General features: G+C 73.1%; 15 protein-coding genes and 1 riboswitch. Of the genes, 10 read left to right on the top strand and 5 right to left on the bottom strand.

From position 1 onward, the window contains the following. Positions 1-17: 17 nt before the first annotated feature. A complete protein-coding gene (locus tag ABZ354_RS23275; RefSeq protein WP_358659682.1) occupies positions 18-1271 on the bottom strand; it encodes a citrate synthase in 1254 nt (417 codons plus the stop codon). Between the two features lie 100 nt (positions 1272-1371). Between ABZ354_RS23275 and ABZ354_RS23280 the strand changes: the two genes are divergently transcribed. Together ABZ354_RS23280 and ABZ354_RS23285 are read left to right on the top strand one after the other, a co-directional pair. Further along, positions 1372-2538 (top strand): citrate synthase/methylcitrate synthase, encoded by a 1167-nt coding sequence (locus ABZ354_RS23280; RefSeq protein WP_358659684.1) that lies wholly within the window; start codon positions 1372-1374, stop codon positions 2536-2538. Positions 2539-2712: 174 nt separating this feature from the next. Then, on the top strand, positions 2713-3960 hold the full coding sequence (locus ABZ354_RS23285; protein WP_358659685.1) for a GTP-binding protein: 1248 nt from the start codon (positions 2713-2715) through the stop codon (positions 3958-3960). 183 nt (positions 3961-4143) lie between these two features. Here the strand turns inward: ABZ354_RS23285 and ABZ354_RS23290 are convergent, their stop codons facing one another. Beyond that, entirely contained in the window at positions 4144-6597 is a 2454-nt protein-coding gene (locus ABZ354_RS23290; protein WP_358659687.1) for a DNA topoisomerase IV subunit A, read from the bottom strand. A 315-nt stretch (positions 6598-6912) separates the two neighbouring features. Between ABZ354_RS23290 and ABZ354_RS23295 the strand changes: the two genes are divergently transcribed. The 3 genes from ABZ354_RS23295 (at position 6913) to ABZ354_RS23305 (ending at position 10857) form a co-directional block, all read left to right on the top strand. After that, positions 6913-8292: a pitrilysin family protein gene (locus ABZ354_RS23295; RefSeq protein ID WP_358659689.1), complete on the top strand. Its 1380-nt coding sequence runs from the start codon at positions 6913-6915 to the stop codon at positions 8290-8292. Further along, entirely contained in the window at positions 8289-9677 is a 1389-nt protein-coding gene (locus ABZ354_RS23300; protein WP_358659691.1) for a pitrilysin family protein, read from the top strand. The genes ABZ354_RS23295 and ABZ354_RS23300 overlap by 4 nt, the downstream gene beginning before the upstream one ends. Positions 9678-9902: 225 nt before the next feature. Further along, a riboswitch (cyclic di-AMP (ydaO/yuaA leader) is annotated at positions 9903-10068 on the top strand. A 12-nt stretch (positions 10069-10080) separates the two neighbouring features. Then, complete coding sequence (locus ABZ354_RS23305) at positions 10081-10857, top strand: M23 family metallopeptidase (RefSeq protein WP_358659693.1); 777 nt, start codon at positions 10081-10083, stop codon at positions 10855-10857. 129 nt (positions 10858-10986) lie between these two features. Here the strand turns inward: ABZ354_RS23305 and ABZ354_RS23310 are convergent, their stop codons facing one another. Continuing rightward, positions 10987-11268: an HPr family phosphocarrier protein gene (locus ABZ354_RS23310; protein ID WP_358659695.1), complete on the bottom strand. Its 282-nt coding sequence runs from the start codon at positions 11266-11268 to the stop codon at positions 10987-10989. Between the two features lie 154 nt (positions 11269-11422). On the opposite strand from ABZ354_RS23310, the gene ABZ354_RS23315 reads away from it, so the two are divergent. From ABZ354_RS23315 to ABZ354_RS23330, 4 genes are all read left to right on the top strand, one after another. Continuing rightward, positions 11423-14512: a GNAT family N-acetyltransferase gene (locus ABZ354_RS23315; protein ID WP_358659697.1), complete on the top strand. Its 3090-nt coding sequence runs from the start codon at positions 11423-11425 to the stop codon at positions 14510-14512. Positions 14513-14612: 100 nt separating this feature from the next. Beyond that, a complete protein-coding gene (locus ABZ354_RS23320; RefSeq protein ID WP_358659698.1) occupies positions 14613-15200 on the top strand; it encodes a DUF5998 family protein in 588 nt (195 codons plus the stop codon). Then, positions 15200-16393 (top strand): nucleotide pyrophosphatase/phosphodiesterase family protein, encoded by a 1194-nt coding sequence (locus tag ABZ354_RS23325; RefSeq protein WP_358659700.1) that lies wholly within the window; start codon positions 15200-15202, stop codon positions 16391-16393. The genes ABZ354_RS23320 and ABZ354_RS23325 overlap by 1 nt, the downstream gene beginning before the upstream one ends. A 43-nt stretch (positions 16394-16436) precedes the next feature. After that, the gene (locus tag ABZ354_RS23330) at positions 16437-17087 is read left to right on the top strand and encodes a thymidine kinase (protein ID WP_358659702.1); all 651 of its coding nucleotides are present in this window, start codon (positions 16437-16439) and stop codon (positions 17085-17087) included. A 67-nt stretch (positions 17088-17154) separates the two neighbouring features. On the opposite strand, the gene ABZ354_RS23335 is transcribed toward ABZ354_RS23330, so the two are convergent. Next, positions 17155-17961 carry a VOC family protein gene (locus tag ABZ354_RS23335; protein WP_358659704.1) on the bottom strand — a complete coding sequence of 269 codons (807 nt, stop codon included), beginning with the start codon at positions 17959-17961 and terminating at the stop codon, positions 17155-17157. Between the two features lie 278 nt (positions 17962-18239). On the opposite strand from ABZ354_RS23335, the gene ABZ354_RS23340 reads away from it, so the two are divergent. Continuing rightward, positions 18240-19091, top strand: a complete 852-nt coding sequence (locus ABZ354_RS23340; RefSeq protein ID WP_358659706.1) for a sulfurtransferase — start codon at positions 18240-18242, stop codon at positions 19089-19091. Between the two features lie 86 nt (positions 19092-19177). Here the strand turns inward: ABZ354_RS23340 and sepH are convergent, their stop codons facing one another. After that, entirely contained in the window at positions 19178-20221 is a 1044-nt protein-coding gene (gene sepH, locus ABZ354_RS23345) for a septation protein SepH (protein ID WP_358659708.1), read from the bottom strand. Between the last annotated feature and the right edge of the window lie 423 nt (positions 20222-20644).

The following is a 20644-nucleotide window of genomic DNA, read 5'->3' on the forward strand; positions in this document are numbered from 1 at the left end:
TCCGGCCGCGTCGGTGCCTACTCCGGCAACGGTCGAGGAGGCCTCGGACCCGCGTAGAGGCCGGTCGGACGCATCCGCAGAGGGCGCTCGCCGTACTCCTCCAGGGCGTGCGCGATCCAGCCCGCCGTCCGGGATACCGCGAAGATCGTCTCGCCCGCCGCGGCCGGCATCCTGCAGGACACGGTCAGCACCGCCAGGGCCAGGTCCACATTGGCGTGCAGCGGTGTGTGGCGCGCGGTGGTGGCCACCACGTCGCGGGCCGCGGCCAGGGCGGGGGCCGCGCGCGGGATCTGCTCCAGCAGCGCGAACAGCGCCCGCGCGCGTGGGTCCTCGCCCGGGTAGAGCCGGTGGCCGAGGCCGGGGACGCGGCGGCCGGCCCGCAGTTCCGCGGCGACGACGGGGCCGGCGCTGCCGGTCTCCAGTACGTCGAGCAGCATCCGGTGGGCGAGGCCGCTCGCCGCCCCGTGCAGTGGCCCCTCGATCACGCCGAGCCCGGCGGAGACGGCCGCGTAGGCGTGTGCGCGGGCCGAGGCGGCGACCCGCACGGCGAGCGTGGAGGCGGCCAGGTCGTGGTCGGCCAGCAGCGCGAGGGCCGTGTCCAGGGCGCGCACCAGGGCCTCGTCGGGGTCCTGCCGGCTCAGCCGTCCCCACAGTCGGCCGGCCAGCGGGCCGTCCCCGCCTCCGTGCCCCATGGGCGGCAGGGCGTGGACGAGCGTGGGGACGAGGATGCGTGCGGTGGCGAGGACGGCTGCCTCGGACAGGTCGTAGCGCAGCGGGTCGGCGGCCGCCGCGGCGACGGCGGCGACCCGCAACCGGTCGGTGGGGCCCGCGTGTTCGGGCAGGGCCTGCACGGCGCGGCGGGCGACGGCGACGGTGGCCTTGGGCGCGGTGAAGACGGCACCGGGGCACGGGGCGCCCGTCCACAGCCACTCGGCGACCTCTTCGTAGCTGTGGTGCGCGGCCAGTTCGGTCGCGTCGACTCCACGGAAGTAGTACCGGTCCTGCTCGATGAGGGTCAGCCGGGTCCGGACGGACAGCTCGCCGCCGGAGCCCGGACTCCCGCTCTGCTCGCGTCTGCCGCGCCCGGCGAGCGCCTCCACCTCGCGGGCGTCGAAGGTGCTGCCCCGGCCGCCGGGCACCCGCCGGCTGCTGAGCTGACCGCGGCTGACGTACGCGTACACCGTCTCGGGCTTCACGCCGAGCAGCTCGGCGGCCTCCTTGGTGCTCAGCCGGCGTCCCGGAGCGGCGGGGGAGGGCTCTTGATCATGCATGAGGGTCACCGTACCGACAGTCGCGAACATTGATTATCAATCAATGTTGACAGGGTTGAAGTCAACCATGGACAGTCGAATCAAGTCCAGGGAGGTCGTCATGTCCGTCAGCAGGTCCGCAGCCACTCGCCTCGACGTTCCGCGAGGTCTCGCCGGCGTTGTCGTCGCCGACACGCGCGTCGGAGACGTCCGGGGGCGCGAGGGCTTCTACCACTACCGCCAGTACTCGGCCGTCGAACTCGCGCAGAGGCGCGGCTTCGAGGACGTCTGGCATCTCCTCGTGCACGGCGTCCTGCCCGACGCCGCGCGCGGGGCGGCCTTCGCGGCCGAGACCGCGGGTCTGCGGCGCCTGCCGGACGAGGTGCGGGCCGCGCTGCCCGCCGTGGCCACGGCCGGCGCACGCTCCGGCCCGCTGGCCGGCCTGCGTACGGCACTGTCCCTGCTCGGCGCGGCCAAGGGCTTCCGGCCGGTCTACGACACCGACGCCGGGCAGCGCCGCCGCGACACCCTCGTGGCCGCCGCGGCCGTACCGACACTGCTCACCGCGCTGCACCGGCTGGGCAACGGACTCGAGCCGGTGGAGCCGCGCGAGGACCTGCCGTACGCGGCCAACTACCTGTACATGATGAGCGGTTCGGAGCCCGACGAGGAGCAGGCCCGGGCGATCGAGCACTACCTGATCTCAACCATTGATCACGGATTCAACGCGTCCACCTTCACGGCCCGCGTCGTCGCGTCCACGGGCGCGGACGTGGCGGCCTGCCTCTCCGCCGCGGTGTCCGCACTGTCGGGCCCGCTCCACGGCGGAGCGCCGAGCCGAGCCCTGGACACCCTGGACGCCATCGGCACACCCGACCGCATCGCCCCCTGGATCCGCGAACGGGTGCTGGCCGGGGAACGCATCATGGGCTTCGGGCACGCCGTCTACCGCACGGAGGACCCGCGTTCCCGGATGCTCCGCGAGATCGCCCTGCGCTTCGGAGGCCCGAGGGTGGACTTCGCCGTGGAGGTCGAGCGCCGCGTCGAGGCGATCCTGGCGGAACTGAAGCCCGGCCGCGAACTGCACACCAACGTCGAGTTCTACGCGGGCGTCGTCATGGAACTCTGCGGCCTGCCGCGCGAGATGTTCACCCCGACGTTCGCGGCGGCCCGCACGGTCGGCTGGAGCGCCCACATCCTCGAGCAGGCCAAGGACCCGAAAATCATCCGCCCGGCCGCGCGGTACGTGGGTCCGGCGGCACCGGAGCCGGTCCCCACGGCCGACTGATACACCCGTGGGACGGCGGGCAGGACACGGCCGACCGGGCCGCTGCCCGGTGTCCGGCGGGCCCGCCGGGTGGTCGCTTCGGCTCGTATCCTGGTGCCGTACGCGTTACCCGGGCGTGAGCCCGGTGTACACGTGGGCGCAAGACGTACACGCAGGTGTCAGAGAGGTCGCACGTTGGGGCAGAGTCCGCGTCAGCAGATCCCGGTCGTCGTCCTCGCCGGGTTCCTCGGCTCCGGCAAGACCACCCTGCTCAACCATCTGCTGCACCGCAGCGGAGGCAGCCGTATCGGCGCCCTCGTCAACGACTTCGGCGCCATCGAGATCGACGCGATGGCCGTGGCCGGCGCCCTCGGCGACTCGACGGTCTCACTCGGCAACGGCTGCCTGTGCTGCGCCGTCGACGCCGGTGGACTGGACGAGTACCTGGAGCGCCTGACCCGTCCCGAGGCCGGCATGGACGTCATCGTCATCGAGGCGAGCGGCCTCGCCGAGCCGCAGGAACTCGTCCGCATGCTGCTGGCGAGCGAGAACCCGGACGTGGTCTACGGCGGGCTCGTCGAGGTCGTCGACGCCGCCGAGTTCGACGACACCCGTGCCCGGCACCCCGAGCTCGACCGGCATCTCTCGCTGGCCGACCTCGTCGTGGTCAACAAACTCGACCGGGCACCGGACGTCGGGCACGTCCTCGGTCTCGTGCGGTCCCTGGCCGACCGCGCCGCCGTCGTCCCCGCGACGTACGGCCGTATCGACCCGGAGTTCCTCTTCGACTGCCGGCCCGGCGAGGAGCGCGTGGGGCAACTGTCCTTCGACGACCTGCACGAGCACGCCGACGACGACGAGTACGACCCGCACGACCCGGAGGGCCCGGGGGACCGCTACGGGCATCTGCACGCCGCCTACGACAGCCTGTCCTTCGTCTCCGAGGTGCCCCTCGACCCGCGCCGGCTCATCGCGTTCCTCGACAGCCGCCCCGAAGGGCTGTACCGGATCAAGGGGTACGTCGACTTCGGCGCGTCCGACCGCAGGAACCGGTACGCCGTGCATGCCGTCGGCCGGTTCCTGCGGTTCTACCCGGAGCCGTGGCCCGCCGCCGAGGACCGTCTCACCCGGCTCGTCCTCATCGGCTCCGGCATCGACGCGACCGCCCTGCGCACGGAGCTCGACGCCTGCCGCAGTGACGCCCCGCACACCGCCGACGAACACGGCATGTGGGGCGTGCTGCGCTACGTGCAGGATCCGGAGGGGCAGGACCCCGACGCACCGTGTCCGGACGTGGCCGATCCGGACGGGCGGGGCTTCGACATGGAGGAAGCCGGCCCGGAGCCGTCCCGGCGGGCGCGGCCGGGTGAGGGGCTCCGGCCCGGGCCGGCCCGGACGGCGCCGTCCGGCGGATGCGGGCGGGGCGGGCCCGCCGCCTCATAGGGCCTGTCGTGTGGAGCACCCCGGCGTCACGGGGTCCGGCACGCACCTCTGCCGCGCTGTCGTCGGTGGCCGACGCTCCGCGTCGACGCCCTCCTCCGCCTTGCAGCCGCACGCACCAGACCCCGCTCGGGTCGGCCGCAGAGCACCGCGTCTTACAGCCGGCCTGATCCCAAACGACAGACCCTAGATCGCCCCCGCCACCACCCACACCGTCTTCGGCAGGGACACGCCCGAGCCGTCGCGCCGGGGGTCCATGTCCGGGAGCTCGGCCGGGGTGCCGTTCTTCTGCGCGGCCCGAGCCGGCACCGCGCCCGCCCAGGCCACGGACAGGCAGTCCTCGCCCTTCAGGAACCGCTGGCAGCGCACACCGCCCGTGGCGCGGCCCTTGCGCGGGAACTGGTCGAACGGGGTCAGCTTCGCCGTCGTCTGCACGGAGTCGTCCAGCGTGCCGCGCGAGCCCGCGACCGTGAACACCACGGCGTCCACCGCGGGGTCGACGGCGGTGAAGGTGATGACCTTCGCGCCCTCGGCGAGCTTGACGCCCGCCACACCGCCGGCCGGCCTGCCCTGCGGGCGGACCTGCGAGGCCTGGAAGCGCAGCAACTGCGCGTCGTCCGTGATGAAGACCAAATCCTCCTCGCCGGTACGCAGCTCCACCGCGCCGACGATCCGGTCACCGTCCTTGAGCCCGATGACCTCCAACTCGTCCTTGTTGGCCGGATAGTCGGGCACCACGCGCTTGACGACGCCCTGCTCCGTGCCGATGGCGAGGCCAGGCGACGACTCGTCCAGCGTGGTCAGGCAGATCACCGTCTCGTCGTCCTCCAGGGACACGAACTCGGCGATCGGCGCGCCACCCGAGAGATTCGGTGTCGGCATCTCCTGCGGGAGCTGCGGCAGGTCGACCACGTTCAGTCGCAGCAGGCGGCCCGCCGACGTGACCACGCCCACCTCGCCGCGGGCCGTGGCCGGCACGGCCGAGACGATCACGTCGTGCTTGACGCGCTTGGCCTTCGCGTCCTCCTGGAACGGCTCGCTGTTCACCGTGCGGGCCAGCAGACCCGTCGAGGACAGCAGCACCCGGCACGGGTCGTCCGCGACCTGCAGCGGCACGGCGGCCGGGACACCCGCCGACTCCAGCAGCAGCGTGCGCCGATCGGTGCCGAACTTCTTGCCGACGCTCGCCAGTTCCGCCGAGACCAGCTTGCGCAGCTCGGCGTCCGAGTCGAGGATCCGGGTCAGCTCCTCGATCTCCGTGGTCAGCCGGTCCTTCTCCGCCTCCAGCTCGATGCGGTCGAACCGGGTGAGCCGGCGCAGCGGCGTGTCGAGGATGTACTGCGTCTGCACGTCGCTCAGCGAGAAACGGTCCATCAGGCGCTGCTTGGCCTCGGCGGAGTTGTCGCTGGAGCGGATCAGCCGGATGACCTCGTCGATGTCGACCAGGGCCGTCAGCAGGCCCTCGACCAGGTGCAGCCGGTCGCGCTTCTTGCCGCGGCGGAACTCCGAGCGCCGCCGGACGACGTTGAAGCGGTGGTCGAGATAGACCTCCAGCAGCTCCTTGAGGCCGAGTGTGAGGGGCTGTCCGTCCACCAGGGCGACATTGTTGATGCCGAAGGACTCCTCCATCGGCGTCAGCTTGTACAGCTGCTCCAGGACCGCCTCCGGCACGAAGCCGTTCTTGATCTCGATGACCAGGCGCAGGCCGTGCAGGCGGTCGGTGAGGTCCTTGACGTCGGCGATGCCCTGCAGCTTCTTCGAACCGACGAGGTCCTTGATCTTGGCGATGACCTTCTCGGGACCGACCGTGAACGGCAGCTCCGTGACGACGAGGCCCTTGCGGCGCGGCGTCACGTCCTCCACGGTGACCGTCGCGCGGATCTTGAACGTGCCGCGGCCGTTCTCGTAGGCGTCGCGGATGCCGGACAGGCCGACGACGCGGCCGCCGGTGGGCAGGTCGGGGCCCGGGACGTGCTTCATCAGGGCGTCGAGATCCGCGTTCGGGTGGCGGATCAGGTGGCGGGCTGCGGCGACGACCTCGCGCAGGTTGTGGGGCGGCATGTTCGTGGCCATGCCGACCGCGATGCCCGAGGCGCCGTTGACCAGGAGGTTCGGGAAGGCGGCGGGCAGGGCCACCGGCTCCCGCTCCTGGCCGTCGTAGTTCGGTGCGAAGTCGACGGTGTCCTCGTCGATGGACTCCGTCATCAGGCTGGCGGCCTCGGCCATCCGGCACTCGGTGTACCGCATGGCGGCCGGCGGGTCGTCGTTGCCCAGCGAGCCGAAGTTGCCGTGGCCGTCGACCAGCGGCACCCGCATGGAGAACGGCTGCGCCATGCGCACCAGCGCGTCGTAGATCGACGCGTCGCCGTGCGGGTGCAGCTTGCCCATGACCTCGCCGACGACGCGGGCGCACTTCACGTAGCCCCGCTCGGGGCGCAGCCCCATCTCGTTCATCTGGTAGACGATGCGACGGTGCACCGGCTTGAGGCCGTCGCGGGCGTCAGGCAGAGCACGGGAGTAGATGACCGAGTACGCGTACTCGAGGAAGGAGCCCTGCATCTCGTCGACGACGTCGATGTCGAGGATCTTCTCCTCGTACGAGTCGTCGGGCGGCGGGGTCTTCGTACTACGGCGGGCCATCGCTGCCGGCTCCTTGCTGAAGCAGTGAACGAACGGATCTGACGCGGACCATTGTGGACCGGGGCACTGACAGCGACCGACCGGGACCCGAGAGGGTGGTGCCCGGCCCGGCGCTGCCCGCAGGTTACGCCCTCGCACGGCGCGAGCCCCTTCCCCCTGCGGGCGGACGGCATTCCCGCCGGGGGCCGCCGGCTGTCTCGCTGTGGGCGTACAGCGCCGCGGGAACTTCGCGAAGCCCGCGCACGCTTGCATACAGTGGCGGGACCGGCAGCATCCGGCGGTTTCCCTGTAGTTTCCGCGATCGAAGGGACGTACATGCCCATGGGTCACACGGCCACAGCCCAGGCAGGCTCCGGCGGCCTGACAGCGACCGAGCACCGCCTGGCCAACGGCCTGCGCGTGGTGCTCTCCGAGGACCACCTGACCCCGGTCGCCGCGGTGTGCCTCTGGTACGACGTCGGCTCGCGCCACGAGGTCAAGGGCCGCACCGGCCTGGCTCACCTTTTCGAGCACCTGATGTTCCAGGGCTCCGCCCAGGTCACGGGCAACGGTCACTTCGAACTGGTGCAGGGCGCGGGCGGCTCGCTCAACGGCACCACCAGCTTCGAGCGGACCAACTACTTCGAGACGATGCCCGCCCACCAGCTGGAGCTCGCTCTCTGGCTGGAGGCCGACCGCATGGGCTCCCTGCTCGCCGCCCTGGACGACGAGTCGATGGAGAACCAGCGGGACGTCGTCAAGAACGAGCGCCGCCAGCGCTACGACAACGTCCCCTACGGCACGGCGTTCGAGAAGCTGACCGCCCTCGCCTACCCGGAGGGCCACCCCTACCACCACACCCCGATCGGCTCCATGGCCGACCTGGACGCGGCGACACTGGAGGACGCACGCGCGTTCTTCCGTACGTACTACGCGCCCAACAACGCCGTGCTCTCCGTGGTCGGCGACATCGACCCCGGACAGACGCTCGCCTGGATCGAGAAGTACTTCGGCTCCATCCCCGGGCACGACGGCAAGCCCGCCCCGCGCGACGGCACGCTGCCGGACGTCATCGGCGAGCAGCTGCGCGAGGTCGTGGAGGAGGAGGTTCCCGCGCGTGCCCTGATGGCGGCCTACCGTCTGCCGCAGGACGGCACGCGCGCGTGCGACGCGGCCGACCTGGCACTGACCGTCCTCGGCGGCGGCGAGTCCTCCCGCCTGTACAACCGGCTGGTGCGCCGGGACCGTACGGCCGTCGCGGCCGGCTTCGGTCTGCTGCGGCTCGCCGGGGCGCCCTCCCTGGGCTGGCTGGACGTCAAGACGTCGGGCGACGTCGAGGTGCCGGTCATCGAGACGGCGATCGACGAGGAGCTCGCCCGGTTCGCGGAGGAGGGCCCCACGGCCGAGGAGATGGAGCGCGCCCAGGCCCAGTTGGAGCGCGAGTGGCTGGACCGCCTGGGCACGGTCGCGGGCCGCGCCGACGAACTGTGCCGGTACGCCGTCCTGTTCGGCGACCCGCAGCTCGCCCTCACCGCCGTGCAGCGCGTGCTCGAGGTGACCGCCGAGGAGGTCCAGGAGGTCGCCAAGGCCCGCCTGCGACCCGACAACCGAGCGGTGCTCGTGTACGAGCCGACCGGGCCCGGGACCGAAGCGGGCGCCGACGCGACGACCGACGCGAGTGACGCCACCGACGAGAACGAGGAGGCGGCCAAGTGACCGACCTGGCCCCCATGGACTTCCACCCCCGTCCGCAGGGCGGCGAGCCCAGGCCCTGGGCGTTCCCCGCACCCGAGCGCGGCACGCTCGGCAACGGCCTCACCCTGCTTCGCTGCCACCGCCCCGGCCAGCAGGTCGTCGCCGTAGAGGTGCTCCTGGACGCGCCCCTGGAGGCGGAGCCCGCCGGACTGGACGGCGTCGCGACGATCATGGCGCGGGCCTTCTCCGAGGGCACCGACAAGCACTCCGCCGAGGACTTCGCCGCCGAGCTGGAGCGCTGCGGCGCCACCCTCGACGCGCACGCCGACCACCCCGGTGTGCGCCTCAGCCTGGAGGTGCCCGCCTCCCGCCTCGCCAAGGGACTCGGGCTGCTCGCCGACGCCCTCCGGGCGCCCGCGTTCGCCGACAGCGAGGTCGAGCGGCTCGTCCGCAACCGCCTGGACGAGATCCCGCACGAGCTGGCCAACCCCGCGCGGCGGGCGGCCAAGGAGCTCTCCAGAGAGCTGTTCCCGGCCGACTCGCGCGTGTCGCGCCCGCGCCAGGGCACCGAGGAGACGGTCGCCGCCGTCGACGCCGGGGCCGTGCGCGCCTTCTACGAGCGGCATGTGCGGCCGGCCACCGCCACGGCCGTGATCGTCGGCGACCTCACCGGCACCGACCTGGACGCCCTGCTCGGCGACACGCTCGGCGCGTGGACCGGCTCCCCGGCCGCCGCCCGTCCCGTGCCGCCGGTGACCGCCGACGACACCGGCCGCGTCGTCGTCGTGGACCGGCCCGGCGCCGTCCAGACGCAGCTGCTCATCGGCCGCGTCGGACCGGACCGGCACGCGCGCGTGTGGCCCGCGCAGGTCCTCGGCACGTACTGCCTGGGCGGCACCCTCACCTCCCGCCTGGACCGCGTCCTGCGCGAGGAGAAGGGCTACACCTACGGTGTGCGGTCGTTCGCGCAGGTCCTGAGGTCCGCCCCGGACGGCTCGGGTGCCGCGATGCTCGCCATCAGCGGCTCCGTGGACACCGAGAGCACCGGCCCGGCCCTTCAGGACCTGTGGACGGTGCTGCGCACGCTCGCCGCGGAGGGCCTCACCGACGCCGAGCGTGACGTGGCGGTGCAGAACCTGGTGGGCGTGGCGCCGCTCAAGTACGAGACGGCGGCGGCCGTGGCGAGCACCCTGGCCGACCAGGTCGAGCAGCACCTGCCCGACGACTTCCAGGCCACGATGTACCGGCAGCTCGCCGCGACCGGCACCGTGGAGGCCACGGCGGCGGTCGTCAGCGCCTTCCCCGGGGACCGGCTGGTGACGATCCTCGTGGGCGACGCGGCCCGGATCAAGGAGCCCGTCGAGGCCCTCGGCATCGGCGAGGTCACGGTGGTCCCCGCCGAATAGCGAGCTGAACCGACAGGACGCCGGACCTCGCACGAACCGGGGGCCCTGGTGGCTGACCGGCCACCAGGGCCCCCGTATGCCGGAATTGGCGGGGATTGCGGGAGAGGCTGCCTGTCTGGCCTGTGGCATGCGCTACAAAAGCCGCCTTCGGTTTGGGGATCGAAAGATGTCCCGTTTAGCGTCGTCCGGTCTGTCCGTCAGGCAGTGCGCCGCACCCGCGGCACCGGACAGTCATCGCCGAGTCCCCCTACGGCGCGAGCCGGGGGAGCCGGGGACCCACCATCAGTCCCTGGGGTGAATCGGACGCCCGCGCGTGCCGCGAGGGGGTCCGTAGGAGACCTTCCTGCTCCGAACCCGTCAGCTAACCCGGTAGGCGAGAGGGAAGGAAAGGACAAGCCTGTACATGGCGTTCACGCGCGCCACCGGGAAGCACCGTCGTCCCAGCCGAATGCATCGCTCCACCGCCCGCGCGGCGGGCGTGGCGGCCCTCGCCGCCACCGGCGTCGTCGGCACCCTCGCGGCCCCGGCGCTCGCCGCCGAGCCCGCCGCCGAGCAGACCGGTCTCACCCCGGTCGTCACTATCGGCGATTCGGTCGCCGACGAGATCGAGGCCCAGGTCGCCGCCCAGCAGCGGGCCGCCGACCTGGCCGAGGCGGAGCGCAAAGCCGTCGAGGCCGCCCGCGAGAAGGCGGCGAAGGCAGCCGAGGAGGCCGCCGAACGGGCCCGCGCGGCCAAGGAGCGGGCCGCCCGCGCGGCCGAGCGCAAGCGCCTGAACACCTACGTCGCCCCGGTCGCGGGTTCGTACGTCTCCACCGGTTACCGGAGCGGAGGCGCCGTCTGGTCCTCCGGCAGCCACACCGGCATCGACTTCCACGCCGCCGGCGGCACACCCGTCCAGGCCGTGGGCCCGGGCACCGTCGTCGAGGCCGGCTGGGGCGGCGCGTACGGCAACCAGGTCGTGATCCGTATGAACGACGGCACGTACACCCAGTACGGCCACCTGTCCTCCGTCGAAGTCTCCGTCGGCCGGCAGGTCACTCCGGGAACGCCGATCGGCCTGTCCGGCGCGACCGGCAACGTCACCGGCCCCCACCTGCACTTCGAGGCGCGCACCGGCCAGGAGTACGGCTCCGACATCGACCCCGTCGCCTACCTCCGCTCGCACGGCGTGCACGTCTGAGACGCCACAGGCTCCACGAGCGCCCGGGGGCCCACGAGCGCCCGCTCCGGGGCGGTGCGCCGCGAACGGCTGACGCCGGAGCCGCGCCCGCGGGAAGGGGGCACGGCTCCGCGCGATGCCGTTCGATGGTCAGACGGTCTCGGGAAGCTCCTCGAGACCCTCGGCGACCAGCTTCGCCAGCCGGTCCAGGGCGACGTCGGCGCCCTCGGCGTCACAGGTGAGGACGACCTCGTCACCGCCCTGGGCGCCAAGACTCAGCACGGCCAGCATGGACCTCGCGTTGACGGGGTCGCCCCCGGCCTTGGCGATCGTCACCGGGACGCCCGAGGCCGTGGCGGCCCGGACGAAGACGGAGGCGGGGCGGGCGTGGAGACCCTCGGCCCAGCCGACGTTGACGCGGCGCTCAGCCATGTGATGCTGCCCTTCAGATGAACCAGGGGTGTCCAGCCGGATTTCCGCACGGTGAAGCGTGCCCAGGGCGGCGCCATGTATGCAGCCCGCACGGCGGCCGTCCTCCACAGACTGCCTCGCGCCGTTGTCATACGCGAGCCGTACGCTGGGCCCCATGCAGACCCCGTCGGACCGGCACGACTATCCCGCGCACTGGGAGGCCGACGTGGTGCTGCGCGACGGGGGCACCGCGCGTGTCCGCCCCATCACCGCGCACGACGCCGAGCGCCTGGTCAGCTTCTACGAGCAGGTTTCCGACGAGTCGAAGTACTACCGCTTCTTCGCGCCCTACCCGCGCCTGTCGGCGAAGGACGTCCACCGCTTCACGCACCACGACTTCGTGGACCGGGTGGGGCTCGCGGCCACGGTGGGCGGCGAGTTCATCGCCACCGTGCGCTACGACCGGATCGGCGCCGACGGCACGCCCGCGTCCTCCCGCCCGTCGCCCGCCCCCGCCGCAGGACGCGTGGCGCCCGACCCCTCCGCGTCCGACGAGGCCGAGGTCGCTTTCCTCGTGCAGGACGCCCACCAGGGCCGCGGCGTCGCCTCCGCCCTGCTGGAACACATCGCGGCCGTCGCCCGCGAGCGCGGAATCCGCCGCTTCGCCGCCGAGGTGCTGCCCGCCAACAACAAAATGATCAAGGTGTTCACCGACGCGGGCTACACCCAGAAGCGCAGCTTCGAGGACGGCGTCGTCCGCCTGGAATTCGACCTCGAGCCCACCGACCGCTCCCTCGCCGTGCAGTACGCGCGCGAGCACCGCGCCGAGGCGAGGTCCGTGCAACGGCTGCTGACGCCCGGCTCGGTCGCCGTCATCGGCGTCGGCCGCACCCCCGGCGGGGTGGGCCGCAGCGTCCTGGGCAACATCCGGGACGGCGACTTCACCGGCCGCCTGTACGCCGTGAACCGGGCGCTGCCAGAAGGGCAGAAGGACATCGACGGCGTGCCCGCCCACCGCTCGGTGGGGGACATCGGGGAACCGGTCGACCTCGCCGTCGTCGCCGTACCCTCCGAGCAGGTGCCCCAGGTCGTCACGGAGTGCGGCGAGCACGGCGTGCGAGGACTCGTCGTGATCACCGCCGGGTACGCCGAGAGCGGCCCCGAGGGCCGGGAGCGCCAGCGCGAACTGGTGCGGCACGCGCGCGCGTACGGCATGCGGATCATCGGGCCGAACGCCTTCGGGATCATCAACACCTCCGAGCGGGTCCGGCTCAACGCCTCCCTCGCCCCCGAGATGCCGAGGCCCGGCCGGATCGGCCTGTTCGCCCAGTCCGGCGCCATCGGCATCGCCCTGCTGTCCCGGCTGCACCGGCGCGGCGGCGGCGTCACCGGTGTCACGGGCGTGTCGACGTTCGTCTCCTCCGGCAACCGCGCCGACGTCTCGGGCAACGACGTCCTGCAGTACTGGTACGACGACCCCGACACCGACGTCGTCCTCATGTACCTGGAGTCGATCGGCAACCCCCGCAAGTTCACCCGTCTCGCCCGGCGCACGGCCGCGGCGAAGCCGCTCGTCGTCGTCCAGGGCGCCCGGCACGGCGGCGCGGCCCCGCCCGGCCACGCCGTACGCGCCACCCGGCTGCCGCACGCCACGGTGTCGGCGCTGCTGCGCCAGGCCGGCGTGATCCGCGTCGACACGATCACCGAGCTCGTCGACGCGGGCCTGCTGCTCGCCCGCCAGCCCCTGCCGACCGGCCCGCGCGTGGCCGTCCTCGGCAACTCCGAATCGCTCGGCCTCCTCACCTACGACGCCTGCCTCGCCGAGGGCCTGCACCCGCAGCCGCCCCTGGACCTGACGACCGGCGCCACCCCGGAGGACTTCCGCGCGGCGCTGTCCCGGGCGCTCGCCGACGACACGTCCGACGCGGTCGTCGTGACCGCGATCCCCACGGTCGGCGAGGACCGCGCGGGAGACGCGGCGCTGGCCGAGGCCCTGCGCTCGGCCGCGGAGACGGTCCCGTCCAAGCCGGTGCTCGTCGTGCACGTGGAGCTGGGCGGGCTCGCGAACGCCCTGTCGGCCGCGGCCGGCACAGCACCCCGGGCCGCCACCGGCACCCCACGCGGCACCCAGCCACCACCCCCGGGCGATCATGCACCCCCGGCCGCCCACCCACCCCCGGGCGGCCATCCGGCGAAGGCCGGCCGCCCGGCGACGGCCGAGCACCCCGCCGGGCCACGCCCCTCCACGGCGGCCCGGCCACCTGCCACGTCCGGCCCCGTCCCCCCACCTGCCATGTCCGGCCCGCCCGCGCCTGCCACGTTCGGTCCGGCCTCACCCGCCACGTCCGGTCCGGCCGCGCCCGCCACCGGCGGACCCGCCGCCCCCGCCGCGGGCGCCCCCGCTGCCCTCATCCCCGCCTACCCCGCCGCCGAGCGGGCGGTACGCGCCCTGGCCGAGGCCGTCCGGTACGCGCAGTGGCGGCGGGACGCGGCCGACCCCGGCAGGGTGCCCGAGTTCGAGGACATCGACGAGAAGGCCGCCGCCGAACGGATCGACGGCCTCCTCGCACGCGGCCAGGGCCTCACACTCGGCACGGACGAGACCCGCGAGCTGCTGAGCACCTACGGCATCCACGTCCAGCGCGCCCTGCCCGCCCCCACGCCCGACGAGGCCGCCGCTGCCGCCCGCACACTCGGCTATCCCGTCGCCCTCAAGGCCACCGCCCCGCACCTGCGGCACCGCGCCGACCTCGGCGGCGTACGCCTGGATCTCGCGCACGAGGAGCAACTGCGCCGGGCGTACGCCGAGTTGACGGAGCTCTTCGGCACGCCGGAGGAGCTGCGCCCGGTGGTGCAGCGGATGGCACCCCGGGGCGTGGACACGGTCGTGCGGGCCGTGATCGACCCGGCGGCCGGCGCCGTGCTCTCCTTCGGACTGGCGGGGGCCGCCTCCCAGCTGCTCGGAGACACCGCGCACCGGCTGATTCCAGTCACCGACCGCGAGGCCACTTCCCTGGTGCGGTCCATCCGGACGGCGCCCCTGCTGTTCGGATGGCGCGGTTCCGCCCCCGTCGACACACCCGCGCTGCAGGAAGTGCTACTGAGAGTGTCTCGCCTGGTGGACGATCATTCCGAAGTCGTGGCCGTCACTCTGGAGCCCGTCGTGGTCGCTCAGCAGGGCTTGAGCGTCCTGACGGCCTCCGTACGCCTCGCGCCGCCTCCTGCCCGCGACGACCTGGGACCACGTACCCTCCCGGCTTACTGAAAACAAACCGCCGGAACCATTGCCGGAACCGGCCACCGGGACCCGGCCGGACCGGCCCGAGCGGTGCCTCGTAGTCAGTGGTCCCCCGTAGGATGGGCGCATGGCCAAGACCAGTACGACGACCCAGGGGCTGCGTGCGGCGATCGAGCGCAGCGGCTACTACCCGGCCCTCGTGGCCGAGGCGGTGGAGGCTGCCGTGGGCGGCGAGCCCGTCCGGTCGTACCTGGTCCACCAGGAGACGACGTTCGACCAGAACGAGGTGCGGCGGCACGTGACGGTGCTCGTCCTCACGGGCAACCGCTTCATCGTCAGCCATACCGACGAGCAGGCCGCCGACAGCACGTCCCCGACGCCGTACGCCACGACGTCGACGGAGTCCGTGAAGCTGGACCGGATCTCGTCGATCGTCGTCAGCCGCGTCGTCGCCAACCCGGAGTCGTACACGCCGGGCACCCTGCCCCGCGAGATCGTGCTCACCATCGGCTGGGGCGCCGTCGCCCGCATCGACCTGGAGCCCGCGGCCTGCGGCGACCCCAACTGCGAGGCGGACCACGGCTACACGGGCAACTCGACGGCGGACGACCTGAGTCTGCGCGTCAGCGAGGCAGGGGACGGCCCCGAGACGGTGCGCCAGGCGCTCGTCTTCGCGCAGGCCCTCTCCGAGGCGACCGCGGATCCGACGCACTGATGGCGCAGCCCGCCGCCTGGGACGACCACCCGGAACCGCTCGCCCCGGACACCGCGCCCCTGCCGGCGTACGGCTCCGGTTCGCTCGCCGACCTGCTGCCCACGCTCGCCGCCGGCATGGACGTACCCGGGACGACCGCCGCCATCCGCGAGCTGACCCCCGCCGACCGGAACTGCGTGTTCCTGATCGACGGCCTCGGCTGGGAGCAGCTGCGGGCGCACCCGGACGAGGCGCCCTTCATGACCTCCCTGCTCGCCTCCTCACGCGGCGGCACCGGACGCCCGATCACCGCCGGCTACCCGGCGACCACCGCCACCTCCCTCGCCTCCGTCGGCACCGGTCTGCCCCCCGGTGCCCACGGCCTGCCCGGCTACACGGTGCGCGACCCGGACACCGGCGAGCTGATGAACCAGCTGCGCTGGCAGCCGTGGACCGCCCCCGGCACCTGGCAGCCGTACCCGACGATCTTCCGGCTGGCCCAGGAGGCCGGGGTGCACGCCGCCCAGGTGACCTCCCCGACCTTCGCGAACACCCCACTGACCAAGGTCGCCCTCAGCGGCGGGGCCTTCCACGGGCGGCTCGCCGGCGAGGACCGCATGGACACCGCGGCCCGGCAACTGGCCGCCGCCGACCGCTCCCTGGTCTACACGTACTACGCCGAGGTCGACGGCGCAGGGCACCGCTTCGGCGTCGACTCCGACACCTGGCGCGGCCAGCTCATGTACGTCGACCGCCTGGTGCAGCGCCTCGCCGAGCAGCTCCCGCCGCGCACCGCGCTCTACGTCACCGCCGACCACGGCATGATCGACGTGCCGTTCGACGAGGACCACCGCCTCGACTTCGACCACGACTGGGAGCTGCGCGCCGGCGTCGCCCTGCTCGGCGGCGAGGGCCGCGCCCGCCACGTCTACGCGGTACCGGGCGCGCAGAGCGACGTACTGACCTGCTGGCGCGAGGTGCTGGGCGAGCAGTTCTGGGTGGCTTCGCGGGACGAGGCGATCGCGGCGGGCTGGTTCGGCCCGCGCATCGACGAGCGGGTGTACGACCGCATCGGCGACGTGGTGGCCGCCGCTCGGGACGACGTGCTGCTCATCGCCTCCGAGCGGGAGCCGAAGGAGTCCTCGATGGTCGGCAACCACGGTTCGCTGACCCCCGCCGAGCAACTGGTCCCCCTGCTCGAAGTACGCTCCTGACCAGGCCCTCGCCCCCGTTTCGCCGAAAGGTGCTCAACCCTCCATGCCCGAGCTGGTGTTCTTCTCCGGAACGATGGACTGCGGGAAGTCGACGCTGGCTCTCCAGATCGAGCACAACCGCTCGGCCCGCGGTCTGGCCGGCATGATCTTCACGCGGGACGACCGGGCCGGCGAGGGCAAACTGTCCTCACGCCTCGGCCTGGTCACCGACGCGGTCGAGGTCGCGGACGGCACGGACCTGTACGCCTACCTCGTCGAGCACCTTTCGCACGGCGGGCGGGCGGACTACGTCATCGCCGACGAGGCGCAGTTCCTCGCACCGGAACAGATCGACCAGCTCGCGCGCGTGGTGGACGACCTGGAGGTCGACGTCTACGCCTTCGGTATCACCACCGACTTCCGCAGCAAGCTGTTTCCCGGCTCCCAGCGGCTGGTGGAACTCGCCGACCGCGTCGAGGTGCTCCAGGTGGAGGCGCTGTGCTGGTGCGGCGCCCGCGCCACGCACAACGCCCGCACCATAGGCGGCGTCATGGTGGTCGAGGGCGCCCAGGTGGTCGTCGGCGACGTCAACCACTCCACGGACGACGTCGGCTACGAGGTGCTGTGCCGCCGGCACCACCGGCGCCGCATGACGGCGGCGACGGCCCGCGCGGCGGCACTCTCCCCGGACGTCCTGCCGGTGCCCTCGACCTGAACAGCCCCGGCAGCCGACCCGTCCGGCCTGCCCGACCCGGTCCCACCGGCCGCCGCGGCCGAGGCAGTCACCTCGTACCGCACAGCAGCGAGAACCGGGCCCCCTCCGGGTCGGCCACCATGGTCACCCGCCCCCGCGCGCTGTGCCCGGAGGGCCCGAGGACCCGGCCGCCCAACCGCTCCACCCGCTCCAGGGCCGCACCGAGATCGGCGACCTCGAAGTACGTGATCCAGTGCGGGCCGTGCTCCCGGGGCAGGTCGGCGCCCATGCCGTGGATGGCGGCGACCGGGCGGCCGTCGAGGCGCAGCGTCACGTAGTCGGAGTCGGAGTCGGAGTCGGAGTCGGCGGAACCGGCCGCGTCCTCCTCGTAGCCGAACACCGACTCGTAGAACTTCGCGGCGCCGGCCGACTCGGAGGTCAGCAGCTCGTTCCAGGCGGGTGTGCCGGGTCCGCCGGTGACCGCCGTGCCGAGGTGCGCCGCGGCCTGCCAGATGCCGAAGACCGCACCCGTCGGATCGGAACCGATCGCGAGGCGCCCGGAGTCGGCGGCGTCCAGCGGGCCCACTCCGACCGTGCCGCCGCACAGCCGCACCGCTTCGGCGGTCGCGTCCACGTCGTCCGTGGCGAAGTACGGGGTCCAGGCGACGGGCAGATCACGGTCCGGGGTCAGCCGGCCGATGCCCGCCACCTCGTGGCCGTCGAGCAGGGCCCGCACGTACGGGCCGAGTCGTTGCGGGCCCGGCTGGAACTCCCAGCCGAACAGTGCCCCGTAGAACTCCTGGGTCGCGTCCACCGCGTGCACCATCAGGCTCACCCAGCAGGGCATGCCGGGCGCGTACCGGGCCCGAGCAGCGTGCCCCCGTGCATCGGTCATCGTCACTCTCTTCTCGGCCCCTCGCGGTGGCCGTGGTCGCGTCCGCTCGCCGCCCCGTGCCGATGGTCGCACCACCCGCCGTGCCGTGCCCTGCGACGCGCTCCGTGTCCGGTAACACCCGGATGTGCGGCTGCCGTCCACTTTTGGGCACGTCGACGAGTGCTGATCGGCTGTACAGCTTGTACTTGATCCCGTACACCACGTGACCGAAAGTGCCGGGCCGAGCAGAGTAGCCCGACACGAACGAGTCGGCCACCCCGTGCGCAAGGATGGCAACCATGAGTGTCATCATCTCCGCATCCGAACTCGTGAGCGAACTCGCGGGCGAGAACCCGCCCGTCCTCCTGGACGTCCGCTGGCAGCTGAGCGCCGCCAAAGCGGCCGGTGAACCACCCTTCGACGGACGCGCCGCTTACACGTCCGGCCACCTGCCCGGCGCCGTCTTCGTCGACCTGGACCGGGAGTTGGCCGGTGCGCCCGGCGCGGCCGGCCGGCATCCGCTGCCCGATCTCGCGGTGTTCGGCGCCGCGATGCGCGGGGCGGGCGTGTCGGCGCGGCGGCCGGTCGTCGCGTACGACGGCGGCCAGGGCTGGGCGGCGGCTCGCGCCTGGTGGCTGCTGCACTGGACGGGTCACCCGAACGTGCGAGTACTGGACGGCGGGTTGCCGGCGTGGCGGGGCCCGCTGGAGGCGGCGGTGCCGGCGCCGGCCGAGGGCGACTTCGTGCCGGTGCCGCGCGAGGCGGGGCTGCTCGACGCCGACGGCGCCGCGGACCTGGCGCGCTCCGGGGTGCTGTTCGACGCGCGCGCGGGGGAGCGGTACCGGGGCGAGGCGGAGCCGATCGACCCGGTCGGCGGGCACATCCCGGGCGCCGTGTCCGCGCCGACCACCGACAACGTGACGGCGGACGGACTCTTCCTGCCCGCGGAGCGACTGCGGGCGCGTTTCGAGGCGCTCGGCGCGTCCGGCGGCTCGGACATCGGCGTGTACTGCGGCTCGGGCGTCTCCGGCGCCCACGAGGTGCTGGCCCTGGCCGTGGCGGGCATCCCGGCCGCGCTGTACGTCGGCTCGTGGTCGGAGTGGTCCGCGGACCCGAAACGCCCGGTCGCGACGGGCCCCGACCCCCGGTAGCCGTACGCACGCGGCACGACCGTCAGCCGTACGTGGGTGAGGGCCCGCGCCACCCGGCACGGGCCCTCACCCCCACAGTCCTGCGACTACTCCTGCTTCTTGCGCCGCGTCCCGAACACGATCTCGTCCCAACTGGGCACGGCGGCGCGGCGGCCCGGACGGACGCCGTCCGCCTCGGCCTGACGGTCGGTGGAACCGATCAGCCGGTCGCGGTGGCTGCCGACGGAACGCGGCATGAGCACGTCGGCGTAGGCCGAACCGGCCGACGCCGCGGGCGCGGGCGGTTCCTCCGCCTCGGGCTCCGGCTGCTCGTCCGCGTCGGGCTCCGTGGGGCGCTCCGGGACCACCAGGTCGCCCCGGAAGCTCGGCACGGCCTCCAGCAGGCTGGTCAGCGAGTCCCGTTCGCCCGAGGCCGTGACCGCGATGTCGTCGCCGGGCTCGGACTGCGGCGCGGGCAGGCTCGGCCGCTCCCGGTCCAGGGAACGGTCCAGCGGACGGTCGCGAGGCAGCCGGGCGATGCGCGGCACGAAGGGGAAGCTGGGCTCCGAGGAGGCGAGGTCGTCGGACTCGCCGATCAGCGAGCGTGCCTCCTCGTCGACGGCCTGCACCAGCCGTCGCGGAGGGTCGTACGTCCAGCTCGCCGCGTGAGGTTCGCCCGCGACCCGGTAGACCAGCAGGACCTCCCAGGTGCCGTCGTCGCGGCGCCAGGAGTCCCACTGCACGGTGTCCTTCTCGGCACCGCGCAGCAGCAGCCGCTCCTGGACGGCCTCGCCCAGCGGCGGACCGGAGTTCTCGCCGGGGCGGCGGACGGGGGTCTTGCGGGCCCGCTCCGCCATGAAGGCGCGCTCCGCGAGAACGGGACCCTCGAAGCGGCGTACGCGGTCCACGGGGATGCCGGCCATTTGCGCGACTTCTTCCGCTGTCGCGCCGGCTCGTATACGCGCCTGAATGTCGCGGGGGCGGAGATGGCTCTCCACCTCGATCTCGATCTGGCCGAGGCGGGGACGGTCGCCGCGCACGGCGGCGCGCAGGCGTTCATCAATCGGAAGCGTGTACTCCGTTGAGTCCGCAGCCTTCAGCACCAGCCGTGTGCCGTCATTCGAGACGGCCACGACACGCAGTTCGGGCATGGGGACCTCCCGGGTGGTGCCTGCCGACGTCACGTGCGTCGCTGCTTCCGCTAGTCGAGTGTGGCCTGCCCGGGTGCAGCCTGCCACAACCTTGCCGAGTTGCCCGGCGTGTCGGGCGCGGGCCCTGGATCGCCGTTATGGCACGGTACCTACTCGCAACGCTAAGTGACCAACTGCGTCACCCTGTGCAACTAGCCCCCTCCCGGCGGTCCATGAGGCCCCGTGCACCCTAGGGGAGACCGGACTCAGGGCTCGCAACAGTACTCCATTTGGGCCACGTGCGTGGATTGGCACGCCGCCCAACTTCTGGCAAGGGGGACTACTTGGCCGCCCCCTGCCCGGATTCCTCGAGCGTGAACGTGGCGTACTTCACGCCATTGCCGAACGGAGGCGCGCAGGCGGCCGAACGCGGACGCCGCCCCT

This window comes from Streptomyces sp. NPDC005925 (genome assembly GCF_040638805.1).
In the GTDB taxonomy this organism is placed as follows: Bacteria; Actinomycetota; Actinomycetes; order Streptomycetales; family Streptomycetaceae; genus Streptomyces.